The organism is Streptomyces sp. M2CJ-2 (assembly GCF_016757295.1).
Lineage (GTDB): Bacteria > Actinomycetota > Actinomycetes > Streptomycetales > Streptomycetaceae > Streptomyces.
Genome location: NZ_JAESIF010000006.1, coordinates 40,641 through 59,017, shown reverse-complemented (window position 1 = coordinate 59,017; position 18,377 = coordinate 40,641). Strand labels below are relative to the sequence as shown.

The 18,377-nt window shown below is 70.9% G+C and carries 19 protein-coding genes and 1 pseudogene; 8 read left to right on the top strand and 12 right to left on the bottom strand.

From position 1 onward, the window contains the following. Positions 1–81: 81 nt before the first annotated feature. The 5 genes from JL475_RS07950 to JL475_RS07930 form a co-directional block, all read right to left on the bottom strand. Positions 82–723: a GNAT family N-acetyltransferase gene (locus JL475_RS07950; protein ID WP_202276726.1), complete on the bottom strand. Its 642-nt coding sequence runs from the start codon at positions 721–723 to the stop codon at positions 82–84. Between the two features lie 165 nt (positions 724–888). Further along, positions 889–1,716 (bottom strand): MetQ/NlpA family ABC transporter substrate-binding protein, encoded by an 828-nt coding sequence (locus JL475_RS07945; protein ID WP_202276725.1) that lies wholly within the window; start codon positions 1,714–1,716, stop codon positions 889–891. 103 nt (positions 1,717–1,819) lie between these two features. Then, positions 1,820–2,557, bottom strand: a complete 738-nt coding sequence (locus JL475_RS07940) for a methionine ABC transporter permease (RefSeq protein WP_202276724.1) — start codon at positions 2,555–2,557, stop codon at positions 1,820–1,822. Further along, positions 2,554–3,618, bottom strand: a complete 1,065-nt coding sequence (locus tag JL475_RS07935) for a methionine ABC transporter ATP-binding protein (protein ID WP_202276723.1) — start codon at positions 3,616–3,618, stop codon at positions 2,554–2,556. Before JL475_RS07935 ends, JL475_RS07940 begins: the two co-directional genes overlap by 4 nt. 408 nt (positions 3,619–4,026) lie before the next feature. After that, positions 4,027–4,677 (bottom strand): HAD family hydrolase, encoded by a 651-nt coding sequence (locus tag JL475_RS07930; protein ID WP_202276722.1) that lies wholly within the window; start codon positions 4,675–4,677, stop codon positions 4,027–4,029. Positions 4,678–4,746: 69 nt separating this feature from the next. On the opposite strand from JL475_RS07930, the gene JL475_RS07925 reads away from it, so the two are divergent. Further along, the gene (locus JL475_RS07925; protein ID WP_202276844.1) at positions 4,747–5,106 is read left to right on the top strand and encodes a hypothetical protein; all 360 of its coding nucleotides are present in this window, start codon (positions 4,747–4,749) and stop codon (positions 5,104–5,106) included. 1 nt (position 5,107) lies between these two features. Next, positions 5,108–5,524, top strand: coding sequence for a hypothetical protein (locus JL475_RS07920; RefSeq protein WP_202276721.1), 417 nt, complete (start codon positions 5,108–5,110; stop codon positions 5,522–5,524). Positions 5,525–5,534: 10 nt separating this feature from the next. On the opposite strand, the gene JL475_RS07915 is transcribed toward JL475_RS07920, so the two are convergent. From JL475_RS07915 to JL475_RS07905, 3 genes are all read right to left on the bottom strand, one after another. Next, a complete protein-coding gene (locus JL475_RS07915) occupies positions 5,535–6,032 on the bottom strand; it encodes a GNAT family N-acetyltransferase (RefSeq protein WP_202276843.1) in 498 nt (165 codons plus the stop codon). A gap of 57 nt (positions 6,033–6,089) precedes the next feature. Further along, complete coding sequence (locus tag JL475_RS07910) at positions 6,090–6,593, bottom strand: sigma-70 family RNA polymerase sigma factor (RefSeq protein ID WP_202276720.1); 504 nt, start codon at positions 6,591–6,593, stop codon at positions 6,090–6,092. Positions 6,594–6,669: 76 nt separating this feature from the next. Continuing rightward, positions 6,670–7,869 (bottom strand): glycerophosphodiester phosphodiesterase, encoded by a 1,200-nt coding sequence (locus tag JL475_RS07905; RefSeq protein WP_202276719.1) that lies wholly within the window; start codon positions 7,867–7,869, stop codon positions 6,670–6,672. A 485-nt stretch (positions 7,870–8,354) separates the two neighbouring features. On the opposite strand from JL475_RS07905, the gene JL475_RS07900 reads away from it, so the two are divergent. Beyond that, the gene (locus tag JL475_RS07900) at positions 8,355–9,026 is read left to right on the top strand and encodes a 1-acyl-sn-glycerol-3-phosphate acyltransferase (RefSeq protein WP_202276718.1); all 672 of its coding nucleotides are present in this window, start codon (positions 8,355–8,357) and stop codon (positions 9,024–9,026) included. Between the two features lie 68 nt (positions 9,027–9,094). On the opposite strand, the gene JL475_RS07895 is transcribed toward JL475_RS07900, so the two are convergent. The 3 genes from JL475_RS07895 to JL475_RS07885 all read right to left on the bottom strand — a co-directional run bounded on the left by JL475_RS07895 (position 9,095) and on the right by JL475_RS07885 (position 12,901). Beyond that, positions 9,095–10,066: an aldo/keto reductase gene (locus JL475_RS07895; protein WP_202276717.1), complete on the bottom strand. Its 972-nt coding sequence runs from the start codon at positions 10,064–10,066 to the stop codon at positions 9,095–9,097. Positions 10,067–10,141: 75 nt separating this feature from the next. Then, entirely contained in the window at positions 10,142–11,569 is a 1,428-nt protein-coding gene (argH, locus tag JL475_RS07890) for an argininosuccinate lyase (protein ID WP_202276716.1), read from the bottom strand. 138 nt (positions 11,570–11,707) lie between these two features. Further along, a complete protein-coding gene (locus tag JL475_RS07885) occupies positions 11,708–12,901 on the bottom strand; it encodes an argininosuccinate synthase (RefSeq protein ID WP_202276715.1) in 1,194 nt (397 codons plus the stop codon). Between the two features lie 217 nt (positions 12,902–13,118). Here JL475_RS07885 and JL475_RS39855 point away from each other — a divergent pair. The 5 genes and pseudogenes from JL475_RS39855 to JL475_RS07865 form a co-directional block, all read left to right on the top strand. After that, positions 13,119–13,552 (top strand): annotated as a pseudogene (locus JL475_RS39855) (hypothetical protein); the annotation flags it as partial. 139 nt (positions 13,553–13,691) lie between these two features. Then, complete coding sequence (locus JL475_RS07880; protein ID WP_202276714.1) at positions 13,692–14,279, top strand: pyridoxamine 5'-phosphate oxidase family protein; 588 nt, start codon at positions 13,692–13,694, stop codon at positions 14,277–14,279. A gap of 136 nt (positions 14,280–14,415) precedes the next feature. Beyond that, on the top strand, positions 14,416–15,798 hold the full coding sequence (locus tag JL475_RS07875) for a ferric reductase-like transmembrane domain-containing protein (RefSeq protein WP_202276713.1): 1,383 nt from the start codon (positions 14,416–14,418) through the stop codon (positions 15,796–15,798). Between the two features lie 39 nt (positions 15,799–15,837). Beyond that, positions 15,838–16,998: an FMN-binding protein gene (locus JL475_RS07870; protein WP_202276712.1), complete on the top strand. Its 1,161-nt coding sequence runs from the start codon at positions 15,838–15,840 to the stop codon at positions 16,996–16,998. Beyond that, complete coding sequence (locus tag JL475_RS07865; RefSeq protein ID WP_307824997.1) at positions 16,991–17,791, top strand: FAD:protein FMN transferase; 801 nt, start codon at positions 16,991–16,993, stop codon at positions 17,789–17,791. The genes JL475_RS07870 and JL475_RS07865 overlap by 8 nt, the downstream gene beginning before the upstream one ends. A gap of 45 nt (positions 17,792–17,836) precedes the next feature. Here the strand turns inward: JL475_RS07865 and JL475_RS07860 are convergent, their stop codons facing one another. Further along, positions 17,837–18,376, bottom strand: a complete 540-nt coding sequence (locus JL475_RS07860; RefSeq protein WP_202276711.1) for an arginine repressor — start codon at positions 18,374–18,376, stop codon at positions 17,837–17,839. Between the last annotated feature and the right edge of the window lies 1 nt (position 18,377).

The window sequence follows — 18,377 nt, the reverse complement described above, 5'->3', positions numbered from 1 at the left end:
CGGACGGGCGGGCTTGGTGAGAGTACCTGGTACGGCCACGCAGTGAATGGACGGTACCGCCGGCCGCGGGTTCGCGGAGGATCAGCTCCAGTCGGTGAGGGTGGTGAACTCGCCGGTGTCGGTCAGGGGTCCGGACGCGCCCTCGAGGTCCTCCGGCAGCAGGCTCCAGACGATGAAGTCGGTGCGGACGTCCGTCCAGCCGCCGTCCTCGGTGCGGACGTGGGCTATGCAGGCGTTGCGCAGGACGCCCTCGCTGATGCAGCCGATCTTCTGGGCGACCTGTTGCGAGGCGGTGTTGTCGGCGGCGGTGCGCAGCTCGACGCGCTCCAGCTTCTGGTCGCCGAAGAGCCACTGGGCGGTGGCGAGCGCGGCCTCGGAGGCGTATCCCTCGCCCCGGGCCCAGGGGGCGACGATGTACGACAGTTCGGTGGACCGGATGTGCCAGTCGGTGCCGGTGAGCCGGATGACGCCGACCAGGCGCTGGGTGAGGAACTCGGTGACGGCGAGGTCGAGCCCGCGTCCGGCCATCCGTTCGGCGGGGGCCTCCTCGGTGATCCAGGTGCGGACGGCCGGTTCGGTGAAGGGCCGGGGAACGTCGGTCCAGGCGGCGACCTGTTCGTCGTTCATCATCTCGGCCAGGGCGGGGACGTCGTCCTCGTCGAGGGGACGCAGCACCAACCGCTCCGTGCTGATGGAGATGTTGGGGAAGGTGCTGCTCGTCATGCGCCGCTCCGTAACCTTCGAGACCTTCGAGACCATCAGGTCCTGCTGAACTGCCCAGCATGCAGCATGAAAGCACCGAACCGCACCACGGGGGCCACTCCGTGTACCGGAGTGGCCCCCGTGGGTGCCGGACGGGCCGTGCCCGTGGTGCTCGCGTCCCTCGGATCAGAAGGCGGCGACGACCGAGCCGGCGTACTTGTCGTCGATGAACTTCTTGACCTCGTCGGAGGTGAGGAGCTCGGCGAGCTTCTTCACGCGCGGGTCGTCCTCGTTGCCCTCCTTGACGGCGAGGAAGTTGGCGTGCGGGTTGCCCTCGGCGGACTCGAGGACGAGGGCGTCCTCGGCCGGCTTGAGGTCGGCCCCGATGGCGTAGTTGCCGTTGACGACCGCGGCGTCGACGTCGGCCAGGGCGCGCGGCGTCTGGGCCGCCTCCAGCTCCTTGAACTTGAGCTTCTTCGGGTTCTCGGTGATGTCCGAAGGGGTCGCCTCGAATCCGACGCCGTCCTTGATCGTGATGATCTTGTTGGCAGCGAGCAGCTGCAGCGCGCGTCCCTCGTTGATGGTGTCGTTGGGGATGGCGATGGTCGCACCGCTCTTCAGCTGGTCGGCCTCCTTGACCTTCTCGGAGTAGAGGCCGAGCGGCTCCAGGTGCACGTCGCCGGCGGGCACGATGTGCGTGCCGTTCTTCTTGTTGAAGTCGTCGAGGTACGCCTGGGTCTGGAAGTAGTTGGCGTCCACCGAGCCGTCCTCCGTGGAGGTGTTCGGCGTGACGTAGTCGGTGACTTCCTTGACCTCCAGGTCGAGCCCGGCCTTCTCGGCCAGGTTGTCCTTGACGAAGTTGAGGATCTCGGCGTGCGGCACGGGGCTCGCGGCGACGGTCAGCGTGCCGGAGGCGTCGGACCCGGATTCCTCCTCCGAGCCGCAGGCGGTGAGGCCGAGGCTGAGGGCTCCGGCGGCGAGGACAGCGGTGGTGATCTTGATGGTGTTACGCACGAAAAGTGCCTTTCCTTCAGGGTGGTGCGGCCCCGGCTCGGGGTGGTGCGGGGCCTTCGGTGAAGTGGGGATCAGGGGGCGGGAGGCCGAGGGCGGGCCGGGGTCACCCGGCCTTGCCGACGTCGGCCGCCGCCGGTTCCTCGGCCTTGAGCAGCCGCAGCTTCGGCCCGGCGCCCGGGCGTCCGCCGCGGTGGTGCAGGGAGCGGGCCGCGTAGTCGCCGGCGAACTGGATGAGGGAGATGACCACAGCGAGGATCGCGACGGTGATCCACATCAGCCCGGTCTCGAAGCGCTGGTAGCCGTAACGGACGGCGAGGTCGCCGAGGCCGCCGCCGCCCACGGTGCCGGCCATGGCCGAGTAGCCGATGAGGGCGATGATCGTGGTGGTGGTGCTGGCGATCAGCGAGGGCAGCGCCTCGGGCACGAGGACCCTGCGGACGATCGTCCAGGTGTTGCCGCCCATGGCCTGCACGGCCTCGACGAGTCCGTGGTCCACTTCACGCACGGCCGTCTCGACGAGCCGGGCGAAGAAGGGGATGCCGCCGATGGCGAGCGGCACGATCGCGGCCTCGCTGCCGATGGTCGTCCCGGTGATCCAGCGGGTGAAGCTCATCAGGGCGACCATGAGGATGATGAACGGCATCGAGCGGCCGACGTTCACGACCTGGCCGACAACCTTGTTCACCAGGCTGTTCTGCAGCAGCCCGCCCCTGTCGGTGAGGACGAGCAGCACGCCGATCGGCAGACCGACGACGACGGAGATCAGGGTGGACCAGCCCACCATGACCAGCGTTTCCCAGCACGCCTGTTCCAGCAGGGGCTGCATCTGGGACCAGGTCACTTGGCCGCCTCCTTCACCAGGGTCCGCGCGCCCGGTTCCGCCTGCGCCGCCCGTGCTGCCTGTTCGACGACGTCGATCTGCAGCCCCTGCTCCCGCAGGAAGCCGACCGGTACGACGTTGTCCTCGTAGCGGCCCGGGAGTTCGATGCGCATCCTGCCCACCTGGAGACCTCCGACGGTGTCGATGGCGGCACCGAGGATCGATATGTCGATGTTGTAGGTACGGGCCAGCTGGGAGATGACCGGCTGGGTCGCACTCTCGCCCTGGAAGGTGACGTCCAGAACGGTGCGGTTGTCGTCCGAGGCCTCACCGGCGACCGGGAACAGCGCGGAGGCCAGTTCGGAGCCGGGGGTGGCGAGGAGTTCGGTGACCGTGCCGGACTCGACGATCCGGCCCTTCTCCATCAGCGCGGCCGAGTCGCAGATCGTCTTCACGACGTCCATCTCGTGCGTGATGAGCAGGACGGTCAGGCCGAGCTGGCGGTTCAGGTCGCGCAGCAGCGCCAGGATCGAGCGGGTGGTCTCCGGGTCGAGAGCGCTGGTGGCCTCGTCGGACAGCAGCACCTTCGGGTCGCCGGCCAGCGCGCGGGCGATGCCGACGCGCTGCTTCTGGCCGCCGGAGAGCTGGGCGGGGTAAGCCTTGGCCTTGTCGGCGAGGCCCACCAGGTCGAGCAGTTCCAGCGCCTTGCGGGAACGTTCCTTCCCCGACCGCCCGAGGATCTCCAGCGGCAGTTCGACGTTGTCCTGCACGGTGCGCGAGGAGAGCAGGTTGAAGTGCTGGAAGACCATGCCGATACGGCTGCGCGCCTGCCGCAGTTCCCGTCCGGCGCGCGGGCCGCGCCCGGCCAGGGCGGTGAGGTCCTGCCCGGCCACGGTCACGGTGCCCGAGGTGGGGCGCTCGAGCAGGTTGACGCAGCGGATGAGCGAGGACTTGCCGGCGCCGGACTGGCCGATGACGCCGTAGACCTCGCCTTCGCGGACGTGCAGGTCGACGCCGTCCAGGGCGGTGACCTCGCGTCCGCGGGAGCGGTAGACCTTGGTGAGGCCCGAGGTGGTGATCACGTGAACATCCGTCACTGTCGAGTGCGCGACACGTCGTGGCGCCGGCACGAGGCATTCAGGGTCGAAAGCAGCCCGTACGCGACACGGCTTCTCCCGAGCTCGGCGGAGGTGAACCGTGGAGAGACGTGCGCGGGGGCGTGGTTCCGTGACGCATGCGGGACCCGGAGGACACGCGGGCGGACGGGAACCGGCTCTCGCTTCGGGGCGCGAGGCTCAAGTGGTGCGGGGGCCCTCTAGAAGGCGCGCATTCGGAGCGGACACATACAACCGGCGCCGGGCTGCATGTGCACCTCGGTCGCGGGGATGCTGTCGCTCATCGTGGTCATGCGGCCAGTAAAGCAGACCTTTACCGCTGACCGGACACCCATGTCCACATTCTGGACAGCCGTGGACACGAGTGACCGCACGTCAGGGGCGTACGGCGATCTCCACTCCCGCGTCCGTGACCAGTGCGGACAGGGCCGACAGGTCCTTCACCACCAGGTCGGCGGTCAGCTCGTGGGCCTGGTGGGTTGTGGCCAACGCCACGGTGGTCATGCCGGCGGCCCGGCCCGCCTGGAGCCCGGCGGGGGCGTCCTCGAAGACCACGCAGTGCGCGGGGTCCACGCCGAGGGTCCGGGCGGCGAGCAGGTAGGGCTCGGGGTCGGGCTTGCCCCGGGTGATGTCGTCGGCGGCCACCAGGGTCTTGGGCAGGATGCCGGCCGCGGCGAGGCGGGCTTCGGCCAGCCGCCGGGTGGCCGAGGTGACGACGGCCCAGCGCTCGGCCGGCAGCGCGTCGAGGAGGTCCCGGGTGCCCGGCAGCAGAACGGCCCCGCCGTTCGGCACGTCCTCCACCTCCAGGTCCTCGATCCGCGCGACGGCCTCCGGCACGACGTGGGCGGGCAGCAGGTCGGCGGCTATCTCGACGGCCGGCCTGCCGTGCAGCTCGACCCGTCCGAACTCCTCGGCCGTGATCCCGTACTCCACGGCCCACCGCGTCCAGCAGCGCCGCACGGATTCGAGGGAGGACACGAGGGTCCCGTCGTTGTCGAACAGGAGAGCCTGCGCATGGATGGTCATGCCATCGACCATACGGTGCAGGCGGGGCCGGGCACGGTGGGGCCGTTCCGGCGTAATAAGGTCGCTGACATGCTTGATGTCCTGACGCTGACGACCGGCGTCGCCGCGCTGCTGCTCGCCGCCTGGTGCGGCTGGGCCGCCTACCGGGATCAGCCGACGAAGGACTGGCACTTCATCGGCATGGCCGTGGTCACGCTGCTGACGCTGGTTCAGCTGATCGTCGGGATCGTGCAGCTGGCCCGGGGCGAGAAGCCGGAGCAGGGGACGACGATCTTCCTCGCGTATCTGCTGGGCTCGTTCGCGTGTGTCCCGGCGGCGGGCTTCATGTCGCTGGCCGAGCGCACCCGGTGGGGCTCGATCACGGTGGCCGCGAGCGGTGTCGTCCTGGCCGTGCTCGAGGTCCGGCTCTATGACATCTGGGGGGCCTGAGATGGCCGCGCCGGAACGGGAGCCGACCGGGACCCGGCTGATCGGCGGGCCCGGGCTGCTGCTGGTGTGGCTGTACGGGGTGATGGTGGTCGGTGCCGTGTCGCGCTCCGCGTACCAGATCGCCACCGAGTTCGACCGGGCACCGCTCGCCTACTCTCTCTCGGCGGTCGCCGGGGTGGTCTACGGATTCATCACGTACACCCTGGTGCGCGGCGGGGAGACGGCCCGCAGGGCGGCGCTGGTGTGCTGCGCCGCCGAGCTGGTGGGCGTCCTGACGGTCGGCACCTGGACCCTGGTCGATCCGTCCGCCTTCCCCGACGCGACGGTGTGGTCGGACTACGGGATGGGGTACCTGTTCATTCCCGTGCTGCTGCCCCTCACGGCCATGTACTGGCTGCGCAGGGCACGCACGGCGTGACGCCCCCCGGTCAGGCGGTGGTCGCGTACGTCTCGGCCGACTTCTCCAGGACGATCTGCGGTACGCCGTCCGCTCCCCGGGACGTCCCGACCCGCTGGTAGCCGACCCGGCTGTACAGCTGGAGGTTGCTCTCGCTGCGGTGCCCGGCGTGCAGACGGAAGGTCCTGGCGCCCCGCTCGTCGGCGAGGGCGGCTTCGGCGACCTTCAGGAGCCGGGCTCCGATGCCGTGCCCCTGGAGGCGGGGGTGGACACAGAGCTTGCCGATGGCCGCGGCGGCGTCCTCGGTGCTCCTGCCGTGCACCGAGCCGACGATCTCGTCACCGAGGCGGGCGACGAAGACCAGGTCGGCGGCGACCTCCTCGCGGACCGAGTCCAGACTCTGGACGAGCGGGTCGATGCGGTAATTGCCGTACAGCGCCGCTTCGCTCTGGAAGCACAGGTACTGCAACCTGAAGATCTGCTCGGCGTCCTGCTCGGCCGCCGCAGAGATGGTCACGCTCATGCCCATGTGCGCACGCCTCCCGCTCACCTGATCACCTGTGGTCCCTCACTCCTATCCCCGTCCTCAACGCGACGCAACCTCCGGCGCGAGCAATCGACGCAGACATCCCAGGCATCTGGAACGTTCCGGACCCATGCTGCCTTGTGAGATACCCAACTCCCCCGCGATTTCCCGGTATGTCGGGTCGTGCGGGGCCAGCAGCGCCTCCAGCAGCCGGGGACAGCGGCCGGGCAGCCGGCGCACCGCGTCCCGCAGGGCGCGGCGGCGGGCGGCGGCGACGGCGAGAAGTTCGGGGTCGCGGTCGCGGGGGTCGCCGGGATCGACGGGGTCACCGCCCCACGGCCTCTCGTGCCGGACGGCGCGGCGGCGGCGACGGGCCTCGGTGCGGACGGCCCTGCGGAGCCAGTCATGGGGGTCGTGCGGCGGGCCGTGGACGTCGAGGCGTTCCAGGAGGCGCAGCCAGACCGCCTGTTCCAGGTCGGCGGGTTCACCCCCGGACGCGTACGCCTCGGCGGAGGCCTCCGCGGTGAGCAGCGGACGGAGAGCGGCGACCAGGTCATGGGTCATATGCACAACGACACGGCCGCCTCGGGACCGGTTGCCCGGGGCGGCCGGAAATCACCCCGAACGGGGACGGAGAGTCTCAGCCGTTGACGAAGTCCTCACGGGCGAGCAGAGCGGTGTCCGGGTGGTCGGTGAAGACGCCGTCGATGCCGGTGGCGAAGTAGGTGCGGAAGGCGCCGAAGACGTCGCCGTAGGCGTCGGGGTCGCCGCCTCTGCGGAAGTTCGCCGGCAGGAAGGGGTTCTCGTTGCGCATCGTGTACGGGTGCAGGATCAGTCCGGCCCGGTGCGCGTCACGGACGAGGCCGGTGGGCTCGGTGAGGTTTCCGGCCGCGTCCCGGGGGATGACCAGGTCCAGGGTGGGGCCGATGCCCTGGGCGTAGGAGGCGATCTCCTTCAGGCCCTTCGGCGTGATGAGGTCGGCCACCGTGCGCGGGTCACCGTTCTCGACGAAGTCCCAGGGGCGGCTGTTCGCGCCGGAGAGCAGCACGGCGAGCGGGTTGCCGACGAGCCTGCTCATCCGCTGGATGCTGGTGGGTTCGAAGGACTGGACGATGACGGGCGAGTTCTTCTTGTCCTTGCCGTACGCGCGCAGCAGCCGGGCGAGACGCTCCTCGGTGCCCAGGCCCAACCGGCGGAAGTAGGTGGGGTGCTTGAGCTCGGGGTAGATCCAGACCTGCTTGCCGCGCTTGCGGGTCTGCTCGTTCTGCCAGCGCAGCACCTCTTCGAAGGTGGGGATCTCCCAGCGTCCGTCATAGAGGGTGTTGTGCGGGCGGTTGGCCGGGATGCGCTCGACGGCGCGGAGCGTCTTGAGCTCGGCGAGGGTGAAGTCCTCGGTGAACCAGCCGGTGACAAAGACGCCGTCGAGTCGCTTCGTGCGCTTGCGGTCGGCGAACTCGGGACGGCTCGCGACGTCCGTGGTGCCGCCGATCTCCGGCTCGTGCCGGCAGACGAGGTGGCCGTCCCTGGTGGGCACCAGGTCACCGGCCTCGACGATGTCGGCACCCATGTCGAGGGCCAGTTCGTAGGCGCCGAACGTGTGCTCGGGCCGGTGGCCGCTGGCCCCCCGGTGGCCGATGACGGTCGGGACGGGCAGGCCCTTGACGCCCCGTCCGCCGCCGCTGCGTCCCTCGGCGTGCCGGGCCTCGGCCGCTCTCGCCGTACCGCCCAGCCCGAGGACGGTGCCGCCCGCGCCGAGCACCGCCGCGCCCAGGAGCGCCCGCCGCCCGGTTCCGCCGTCCGCGGCCTTGCCCGTCCGCTCGTCCGACTCCTGCGTTCCCATGAGGTGCCTCCTGCCGTCGACCGTCAGTGCGGGGTGATCGTAGGGGCGCGAGCATGACGAACGGGAGACCGCGACCGGAACACGCGGGGGCCACCGGATGGCGTACGGCCCGGGCCCGGCGCGTCGGGCTCCGGACGGGTGTGCCGGGCGGGAGTCTGACGACCCGCCGGCTTCGGAGGCGCCGTACCGGGTACTCGTGGACATGCCGCCGACGGCGCGCCTCCCGCGGTCCGCGGGTCGCGCGTGCTTCGATCCGGCCGTGTCCGCACCCCGGACCGACGAGGCCGCGGACCGCCCTCCGCGGACGCGACGTGCCTCACATCACGTCGTGCGCGTCACGACCGTACGACACCACGTCACCGCAGGTGAAAATGTGCCTGCACCGCGTGACACCTCGGTGGACCCGACGTGCGCGTCCCCCTCGCCCGCGAGTAATGTCCTTACCTGCACAGACTCATACCGCATTCCCGACACCGGAGGACCCGTTGTCCCGCTTCGCGCTCATCAAGGCAGTGCTCGGCCCGGTCATGCGCCTGATGTTCCGCCCACGGGTGGAGGGTGCGGAGCACATCCCGGGTGACGGCCCGGTCATCCTGGCGGGCAACCACCTCACGTTCATCGACTCGATGATCCTGCCGCTGGTCTGCGACCGTCAGGTCTTCTTCATCGGCAAGGACGAGTACGTCACCGGCAAGGGCCTCAAGGGCCGGGTGATGGCCTGGTTCTTCACCGGCGTCGGCATGATCCCGGTCGACCGGGACGGCGGCCGGGGCGGGGTCGCGGCGCTGATGACGGGCCGTCGGGTGCTGGAGGAGGGCAGGATCTTCGGCATCTACCCCGAGGGCACCCGCTCCCCCGACGGCCGCCTCTACCGGGGCCGCACCGGTATCGCGCGGCTCACCCTGATGACCGGCGCGCCCGTCGTCCCGTTCGCCATGGTCGGCACCGACAAGCTGCAGCCGGGCGGCGCGGGCCTGCCCCGGCCGGGCAGGGTCACGGTCCGCTTCGGTGAGGCGATGGAGTTCTCCCGCTACGAGGGCATGGACCGCGACCGCTACGTCCTGCGGGCCGTGACCGACTCGGTGATGGCCGAGGTCATGCGCCTGTCCGGGCAGGAGTACGTGGACATGTACGCCAGCAAGGCGAAGGCCGCCTGACCTCGCCCGCCGCGAGGACCACGCACGCCGACGGCGGACCGCTGCTGAAGCGGTCCGCCGTCGGCGTGTCAGTGCCAGGCCAGTTGCCCGCGTCGTTCCCAGTACGCGTGCGGGTCCTCGGGCAGCGCGGCGAGGCGGGAGAGCTGGTCGTCGTCGAGGTCGACGGCCGCCGCTCGCAGGTTGGAGGCGAGCTGGACGACGGTGGCGGCACCGGAGAGGACGACACCGGCCCAGGGCCGGCGCAGCACGAGCGCGAGGGCGACGGCGTCGCAGTCCAGTCCGGTCTCCGCGGCGACGGCTTTGAGCGCGTCGGGCGCGTGCGCCGCGGCCAGCCGCCCGTTGGCCATGCCCTCCTTGACGATCACCGTGAGCCCGGCGTCGTGGGCCTCGGCCAGCGCGGGCTCGGCGGACGTCTCCAGCGCGTTGTACGTGGACTGGACGGTACGGAAGAGGGGTTCGCCCTCGACCGTGACGGCGAGCGCCGCCCGGACGGCGTCCGCCTGGGCCGGGCCGCTGGTGGAGAATCCGACCGTGAGGCCCTGGGCCGCCGCCTCGGCGAGCCGGGCGTGGAGGTCCTTGTCGGTGAGGGCGGGGCTGTCCGGGGTCACCGAGTGGATCTGGTACAGGTCGAGCCGGTCCCCGAGCAGTGCGTCGGACTCGGCGCGCTGACGCTCGTACGCGGCGAGGGAGTGCTCCTTGACCTCGTGCCGCTCTGCGTCGGTGGACCAGTCCGCGGTGTACGTGTAGCCCCATTTGCTGCCGATGACGACGTCGTCGGCGTCGGGCCTGCCGCTCAGCCAGTCGGCGAGGAACTCCTCGGACCGGCCGTAGGAGCGGGCCGCGTCGAAGTAGCGGACGCCCTGGGCGTAGGCGGCGTCTAGGAGGTCGTGGGTGCGGGTGCGCAGGGCCTCGACGCTGCGGTCGCCGCCGAGGTCGGTGTCGCGGTCCAGGTTGATGTAACCGGGCCGGCCGACGGCGGCGAGTCCCAGGCCGATGTGGCAGGTGGGGGTGGTGGCTGTGGCCAGACGTGCGAAGGGCATCGGGGCTCCGTTCGGTCGGCTCCTTGCGGCTGCCCGACCAACGTAACCCGCGATGCCCCTGCGACACCCGCTCCCTTACTTCTTGGCGTTCGCCCACGCGTGCTGGACGGCCAGGTCCGCCTTGACCTCGGTGAGCTGCGTGGCGACCGCGCTCGGTGCCGTGCCGCCGCGGCCGCCGCGGGAGGCGAGGGCACCGGGGACGTTGAGGACGGTGCGCACCGCGGGGGTGAGGTGGGCGGAGATCTTCGCGAACTGTTCGTCGGTCAGCTCGTCGAGCTCCTTGCCCTCCGCCTCGGCGGCCTTGACGCACTCCCCCGCCACCTCGTGCGCGACCCGGAACGGCACGCCCTGCTTGACCAGCCACTCGGCGATGTCGGTGGCCAGCGAGAACCCGGCCGGGGCCAGCTCCTCCATGCGCTCGCGGTGCACGGTGAGGGTGGCCATCATGCCGGTGAAGGCCGGGAGCAGGATCTCCAGCTGGTCGATGGAGTCGAAGACCGGCTCCTTGTCCTCCTGGAGGTCGCGGTTGTACGCGAGCGGGAGCGCCTTGAGGGTGGCCATCAGGCCGGTCAGGTTGCCGATCAGCCGGCCCGACTTGCCGCGCGCCAGCTCCGCGATGTCCGGGTTCTTCTTCTGCGGCATGATCGACGAGCCGGTGGAGAAGGCGTCGTGCAAGGTCACGAAGGAGAACTCCTTCGTGTTCCAGATGATGACCTCCTCGGCGATCCGGGAGAGGTTCACGCCGATCATCGCGGTGATGAAGGCGAACTCGGCGACGAAGTCCCGGGAGGCCGTGCCGTCGATGGAGTTGGCCGCGCTGCCGTGTTCGAAGCCGAGGTCGCGGGCCACCGCCTCCGGGTCCAGGCCGAGGCTGCTGCCGGCCAGTGCGCCCGAGCCGTACGGCGACACCGCGGTCCGCTCGTCCCACTGGCGCAGCCGCTCGGCGTCCCGGGACAGTGACTGGACGTGGGCGAGGACGTGGTGGGCGAAGAGCACCGGCTGGGCGTGCTGGAGGTGGGTGCGGCCGGGCATGGCCACGTCCGGGTGGGCCTCGGCGAGGCCGACGAGGGCGTCCTGGAGATCGGCGATCAGGTCGCCGAGCGTCCGGGCGTGATCCCGCAGGTACATCCGGAACAGGGTCGCGACCTGGTCGTTCCTCGAGCGGCCCGCACGCAGTTTGCCGCCGAGGTCGGGGCCGAGGCGCTCCAGCAGGCCGCGTTCCAGAGCGGTGTGCACGTCCTCGTCGGCGATGGTGCCCGTGAACGAGCCGTCGGCGACGTCCGCCTCGAGCCGGTCGAGGCCCTCGATCATGCGGGTGAGTTCGTCCTCGGTGAGCAGGCCCGCCCCGTGCAGCACGCGCGCGTGCGCACGCGATCCGGCGATGTCGTAGGGCGCGAGCCGCCAGTCGAAGTGGACGGACGCGGACAGCTTGGCCAGGGCCTCGGCGGGACCGTCGGCGAAACGGCCGCCCCAGAGCCGTACGTCACCGCTGTTGCTGCTCAATTGCGTTGCTCCTCGAAGACAGGCAGGTCGTGGATGTGCCACCGCCTCCTCACTCAGGCGCAGGGGAGTGAGGAGGCGGTGTCAGAGTAGTGCGTGACGGGCCGTCAGGCGGTCAGGCCGGCAGGGCCTGTCCGGCGGTCAGCCGAGGTCGCGCCTGGCGGCGATCTTCGACGACAGGCTGTAGATGTCGATGAAGCCCTTGGCCGCCGCCTGGTCGAAGGTGTCGCCGGTGTCGTAGGTGGCGAGGTTGAAGTCGTACAGGGACGACTCGGAGCGCCGGCCGGTGACGACGGCCCGGCCGCCGTGCAGGGTCATCCGGATGTCGCCGTTGACGTGCTGGTTGGCCTCGGTGATGAAGCCGTCCAGGGCACGCTTGAGCGGGGAGAACCACTGGCCGTCGTAGACCAGTTCGCCCCAGCGCTGCTCGACCTGCCGCTTGTAGCGGGCGAGTTCACGCTCGACCGTGACGTTCTCCAGCTCCTGGTGGGCCGTGATCAGCGCGATGGCGCCGGGCGCCTCGTACACCTCGCGGGACTTGATGCCGACGAGGCGGTCCTCGACCATGTCGATCCGGCCGACGCCCTGGGCGCCCGCGCGCTCGTTGAGCTGCTGGATGGCCTGGAGGACGGTGACGGGCTTGCCGTCGATGGCGACCGGCACGCCTTCCTTGAAGGTGATGACGACCTCGTCGGCCTCGCGCGCCACGGCGGGGTTCTGCGTGTACTCGTAGACGTCCTCGATCGGCGCGTTCCAGATGTCCTCGAGGAAGCCGGTCTCGACGGCGCGCCCGAAGACGTTCTGGTCGATGGAGTACGGCGACTTCTTCGTGGTCGCGATCGGCAGGCCCTTGGCCTCGCAGAAGGCGATGGCCTTGTCGCGGGTCATGGCGTAGTCACGGACCGGGGCGATGCACTTCAGGTCGGGGGCGAGGGCGACGATGCCGGCCTCGAAGCGGACCTGGTCGTTGCCCTTGCCGGTGCAGCCGTGGGCGACGGTGGTGGCGCCGTGCTTCTGCGCGGCGGCGACGAGGTGCTTGACGATCGTCGGCCGGGACAGCGCGGAGACCAGCGGGTAGCGGTCCATGTAGAGGGCGTTGGCCTTGATCGCCGGGAGGCAGTACTCGTCGGCGAATTCGTCCTTGGCGTCGGCGACCTCGGCCTCGACGGCACCGCAGGCGAGCGCGCGCTTGCGGATGACGTCCAGGTCCTCGCCGCCCTGGCCGACGTCGACCGCAACGGCGATGACCTCGGCGCCCGTCTCCTCGGCGATCCAGCCGATGGCGACGGAGGTGTCCAGACCGCCCGAGTAGGCGAGTACGACGCGCTCGGTCACGGGATTCTCCTTACAGTGCATTCGCTGATATGCATGAGTATGCAGGAGAGCGCATGATTCGTCAATCCACCTCCGCGTGAGTGTCGATTCCGGGTGCGATTGAACGCGGGAAACCGCTTTCCCGCAGCTCCGCAGGACGCAGGCGCCGCGTCGGCACGACCGAGACATCACGCGAGACCCGCGAAACCCGACCCCGCCCCCTCGATCCGAGTGAGGCATCCGCACGTCCTGGGCTCTTCCGAAGTGCGACAAGCGTCGCGTCGGCCTCATCGGCGGTGCCGCCGCCGTGGCGCTGTCCGGCGCGGTGACCGCCGGATCCGCCCTCGCCGGCGAGTCGTCCGAGGACAGCGCCGCGAACGCCCGGACATTCGCGGGCCCTGGCACGATCAGCTGTCCCGACGTCGCCCCGCGGCTCCCCGCCGTCCCCGCCTCCGCCCAGGCCGAGGTCGAGGTCGAGGTCGACCGCAACCTCGCCGACCTCGACACCCGGATCAACGAGGCCGACAAGCGACTCGTCGACACCGTCGGACAGGGCGGACCCGACTTCACCCAGAACGCCGTCCTCAGCCCCTCGAGGACAAGCGCGTCGCCGCCATCAACCGCATCGCCACCGCCATCGGCCGCACCGCCGAACGCCCCGCCGGACTGGACACGCCGGCCGCCTGCATGCTCCCGAAGTGACGTGACAGGCGCCGTGGCCGCCCCGTATTCGCGCCGGCCGGGGCGGCCGGGGCGGCCACGGACGATAATCCTTAGACAGGCGAAAGAAGTGCGCCCATAATCGGTGCCCATGGGAAAGACCTATGAGCGCATAGACGGCCGGCTGCGCACGTTCATCGAGGCGCAGCCGGTCTTCTTCACCGCCACCGCCCCCCTGTCCGCCGACGGCACGGTCAACCTCTCGCCCAAAGGCCTCAAGGGCTCCTTCGTCGTCCTCGACGAACTCAGCGTGGCCTACCTCGACTTCGCCGGTTCCACCGCCGAGACCATCGCCCACCTGCGGGAGAACGGCCGTATCACCCTGATGTGGTGCGCCTTCCAGGGGCCGCCCAACATCGTGCGCGTCCACGGCCGCGGTGAGCCCGTCTTCCGGGACGACCCCCGCTTTCCCGAACTGCTCGCCCGCTTCCCCGACATCGATCCGACGCTCCACGGCCTGCGCGCGATCGTCGTCGTGACCGCCGAGCTCATCCGTGACACCTGCGGCTACGCCGTCCCGTTCATGGCCTACGAGGCGGAGCGCGACCTGCACGGGAAGCGGTTCGCACGGGAGGACGACGCCTCGCTGGACGCGTACTTCACCAAGAAGGAACACGTCGCGACGAGCCTGGACGGCCTGCCCGGGCTGCCCTTGCCGCTGCCCCCGTCCCCGGCCTGAGCCGTCCGCCCGGACGCCTCGGTCTCCCGAGGAACGTCCCGGGGCGTTTTTCCTCCGCACGCCCCGCCTTTTCGCTGAACGCTCCCGAGTCACGGCACGTATGTGTGGGCCAAGGGTCAAGTCCCACGGAGGAACCGTGACCACCACGCTCGCAGGCGGACGTGCCGCCCGCCGTCAGACGATGCGCCGCATCCGTCCGCGCCGCTCCCCCGCCGTGCCCCTGCTGCTCGCCGTGGGGGCGGGCGCGGCGGCCGTGCTGTGGTTGTGGTGGGACAACACACCGTCCATCTCGGACACCACCGGAAAGATCGTCGCCGCGGGCCGCATCACCGGCCTGCTGGCCGGCTATCTGATGGCCCTCGTGGTGCTGCAGATGGCCCGGGTCCCCGCGCTGGAACGCCGGGTGGGCTCGGACCGGGTGGCCCGCTGGCACGCGATGAGCGGGCGCTACACCGTCAGCCTGGTCGTCGCCCACGTCTTCCTCATCATGTGGGGCTACGCCCTCCAGGCCGGCAAGGGCCTCGGCGACATCGTCCGGCAGACGATCACCTCCGTCGACCAGCTGCCGGACATGGGCAAGGCCGCCATCGGCACGGGCCTGCTGTTCGTGATCGCGCTCATCTCGATCGGCCCGATCCGCCGCCGGCTGCCGTACGACGGCTGGTACCACGTGCACCTGCTGACGTACGCGGCGATGTACCTGACGTTCTGGCACCAGATCACCACCGGCAACGAGTTCGCCGTCGAGCCGGCCGCGAAGACCTTCTGGTACGGGCTCTACGGCACCGTGACCGCGCTGGTCCTCTGGTACCGGGTGCTCACCCCGATCCGGCTGAACCTGCGTCACCGGATGCGGGTCGAGGCGGTCATCGAGGAGACGCCGGGCATCACCTCGGTGCTGATCAGCGGGCGCAAGCTGCACCGGATGGGCGCGGAGGCCGGTCAGTTCTTCCGCTGGCGGTTCCTGGCGCCGGGGATGCGGTTCAGCTCCCACCCGTACTCGCTCTCGGCGGCTCCCCGCCCCGACATGCTGCGGATCACCGTGAAGGCGATCGGCGACCACACCGCCCGGCTGCGCGAGCTGGAGCCCGGCACCCGGGTGTGGGCGGAGGGACCCTACGGGGCGATGACCGCCCAGCGCCGCAGCCGCGGCAAGGTGCTCCTGGTCGCGGGCGGGGTGGGGATCACCCCGATGCGGGCCCTGTTCGAGACGCTGCCCGGCGCCTCCGGGGACATCACCCTGCTGTACCGGGCCAACACCACCCAGGACCTGGCCCTGTGGGGTGAGCTGGCCAAGATCGCCGATGAGCGCGGTGCGCGCCTGATGTACGCGGTGAACAGCCCCGAGGGGGAACGCCCCGACATCTCGGCGGACAGCCTGCGGCGGAAGATCCCCGACATCGACGACCACGACGTCTTCATGTGCGGCCCGCCCGGGTTCGCCCAGTCGGTGTACGACGCACTGCGCGGCGCCGGGGTCCCCGCCCGCCGTATCCACCACGAGTCGTTCGAGATGTGAGCGACGGGTCATCCACACCCATCAGGAGCTTGAGAAACGATGAGGAAGAGTCACCCCGTCCGGCGTGCTGTGCTGGCCACCGCAGCCACCGTCTCCGGGATCGTGCTGCTGCTGACGCTGAAGCCGGATTCCGACCCGGGCGCGGCGGACGCGGTCGGCGGCACGGTCCCGCCCGCGGCCGCGCAGTCCCCGCAGGGCGGCGCCCAGGCCCTCGGCGACGGCACCGTCACCGGTGACGCGGCGCAGACCCAGTACGGAGCCGTGCAGGTACGGATCACCGTCCAGGGCGGAAAGATCACCGAGGCCGAGGCCGTCCAGTCCCCCAAGGGCGGCCAGAGCGACCAGATCAACGCCAACGCCGTACCCAAGCTCAACCAGGCCGTGATCGCCGCCCAGAGCGGCGAGATCGACGCGGTGTCCGGCGCCACCTACACCAGCACCGGATACAAGAAGTCGCTGCAGTCCGCGCTCGACAAGGCCAGGGCCGCCGCACCGGCCGGGAGCGGACAGGGCGCGGAAAACGCCCAGGCCCTCGGCGACGGCACCGTCACCGGTGACGCGGCGCAGACCCAGTACGGAGCCGTGCAGGTACGGATCACCGTCCAGGGCGGAAAGATCACCGAGGCCGAGGCCGTCCAGTCCCCCAAGGGCGGCCAGAGCGACCAGATCAACGCCAACGCCGTACCCAAGCTCAACCAGGCCGTGATCGCCGCCCAGAGCGGCGAGATCGACGCGGTGTCCGGCGCCACCTACACCAGCACCGGATACAAGAAGTCGCTGCAGTCCGCGCTCGACAAGGCCAGGGCCGCCGCACCGGCCGCGTCCGGCAACGGGTCCGCCGGGAAGAAGGAGTCCGCCGACGAGGAGCCCGCCGGGAAGGAGTCCGCCGGAAGCGGGCAGGGCTCGGGGGGCGGGCAGACCCTCGAGGACGGCACCGTCACCGGTGACGCGGTGCAGACCGAGTACGGGGCGGTACAGGTACGGATCACCGTCCAGGGCGGGAAGATCACCAAGGCCGAGGCGGTGCAGGCACCCAAGGGCGGTCAGAGCGACCAGGTCACCTTCTCGTCCGTGCCCCGGCTCAACAAGGCCGTCGTGGAGGCCGGCAACGCGGACATCGACGCGGTGTCCGGCGCCACCTACACCAGCGCCGGATACAAGAAGTCGCTGCAGTCCGCACTGGATCAGGCCGGTGGCTGACACCGTGGCCGAGTCCGCACAGGCTCCCGCCGCGGTGCGTCGTACGGAGGAGACGATGGGGACCGTCTTCTCCTTCGACGTCCGCGGCGGGGAACCCGCTGCCGTACACGCGGCACTGGAGGAGGCGGTCGCCGGGCTGCGCCGCGTCGACGAGGTGTTCAGCACGTACCGCGACGACTCCCAGATCTCGCGGCTGGCACGCGGCGACCTCACGGTCGAGGAGTGCGATCCCGAGGTCACCGAGGTGCTGGAGCTGGCCGCGGAGGCGGAACGGGTGAGCGACGGCTGGTTCAGCCCGCGCTACCGGGGCCGGCTCGACCCGACCGGCATCGTCAAGGGCTGGGCCACCGAGCGGGCCGCGCGGCGGCTCGCGGAGGCCGGGGCGGTCGGCGTGAGCCTCAACGGCGGCGGTGATGTTCAGTTGCTGGGCTCCCCGGGGGCCGGGCGGCCGTGGCGGGTGGGCGTGGCGGATCCGCTCCGGCCGGGCGGTCTCGCGGCCGTGGTCTCCGCGGCCGGCGTGGACGAACTGGCCGTCGCCACCTCGGGCACCGCCGAGCGCGGCGACCACATCGTCGACCCGCGCACCGGCCGTTCCGCGGTCACCGACCTGGTCTCGGTGACGGTGGTGGCATCCCGACTGGTCTGGGCCGACTGCTGGGCCACCGCCGCCTTCGCGATGGGCTCGCGGGAGGGGCTCGCCTGGCTGGAGACGCTGCCCGACGTGGAGGCGCTGCTGATCACGGCGGGCGACGAGGTGCGCTGCACGGGGGGCCTGGCGGACCGGCTGGGGTGATCGGGCTGCTCGGGCGCCGCGCGCCCCGGCCGGTCCGGCCCGCGCTCAGTGTCCGTTCTGGGCCAGCCGCAGCATGTGCTCGGCCAGGGCCGGCCCGCCCACCGGGTCGCGGCTGATCAGCATCAGCGTGTCGTCACCGGCGATGGTCCCCAGGATGTCGTGCAGTTCGGCCTGGTCGATGGCCGAGGCCAGGAACTGCGCGGCACCCGGAGGGGTGCGCAGGACCACGAGATTGGCGGACGCCTCCGCGGAGATCAGCAGCTCCTGGGAGAGCCGCCGCATCCGCTCCTCCTTCGCCGACTCCCCCAGCGGTGCCCGCGGGGTGCGGAAGCCGCCCTCGCTCGGTACCGCGTAGATGAGGTCGCCGTCGGTGTCGCGGATCTTCACCGCGTTCAGCTCGTCCAGGTCCCGGGAGAGTGTCGCCTGGGTGACGGTCAGTCCGTGGTCGGCGAGCAGCTTCGCCAACTGGCTCTGGGAACGCACCGGTCGCCGGTTGAGGATGTCCACGATCCGGCGGTGGCGGGCGGTGCGGGTCTGCGGTACGGCAGGCCCGACAGGCTGTCCGTGGTCCTGATCGTGGCTCATC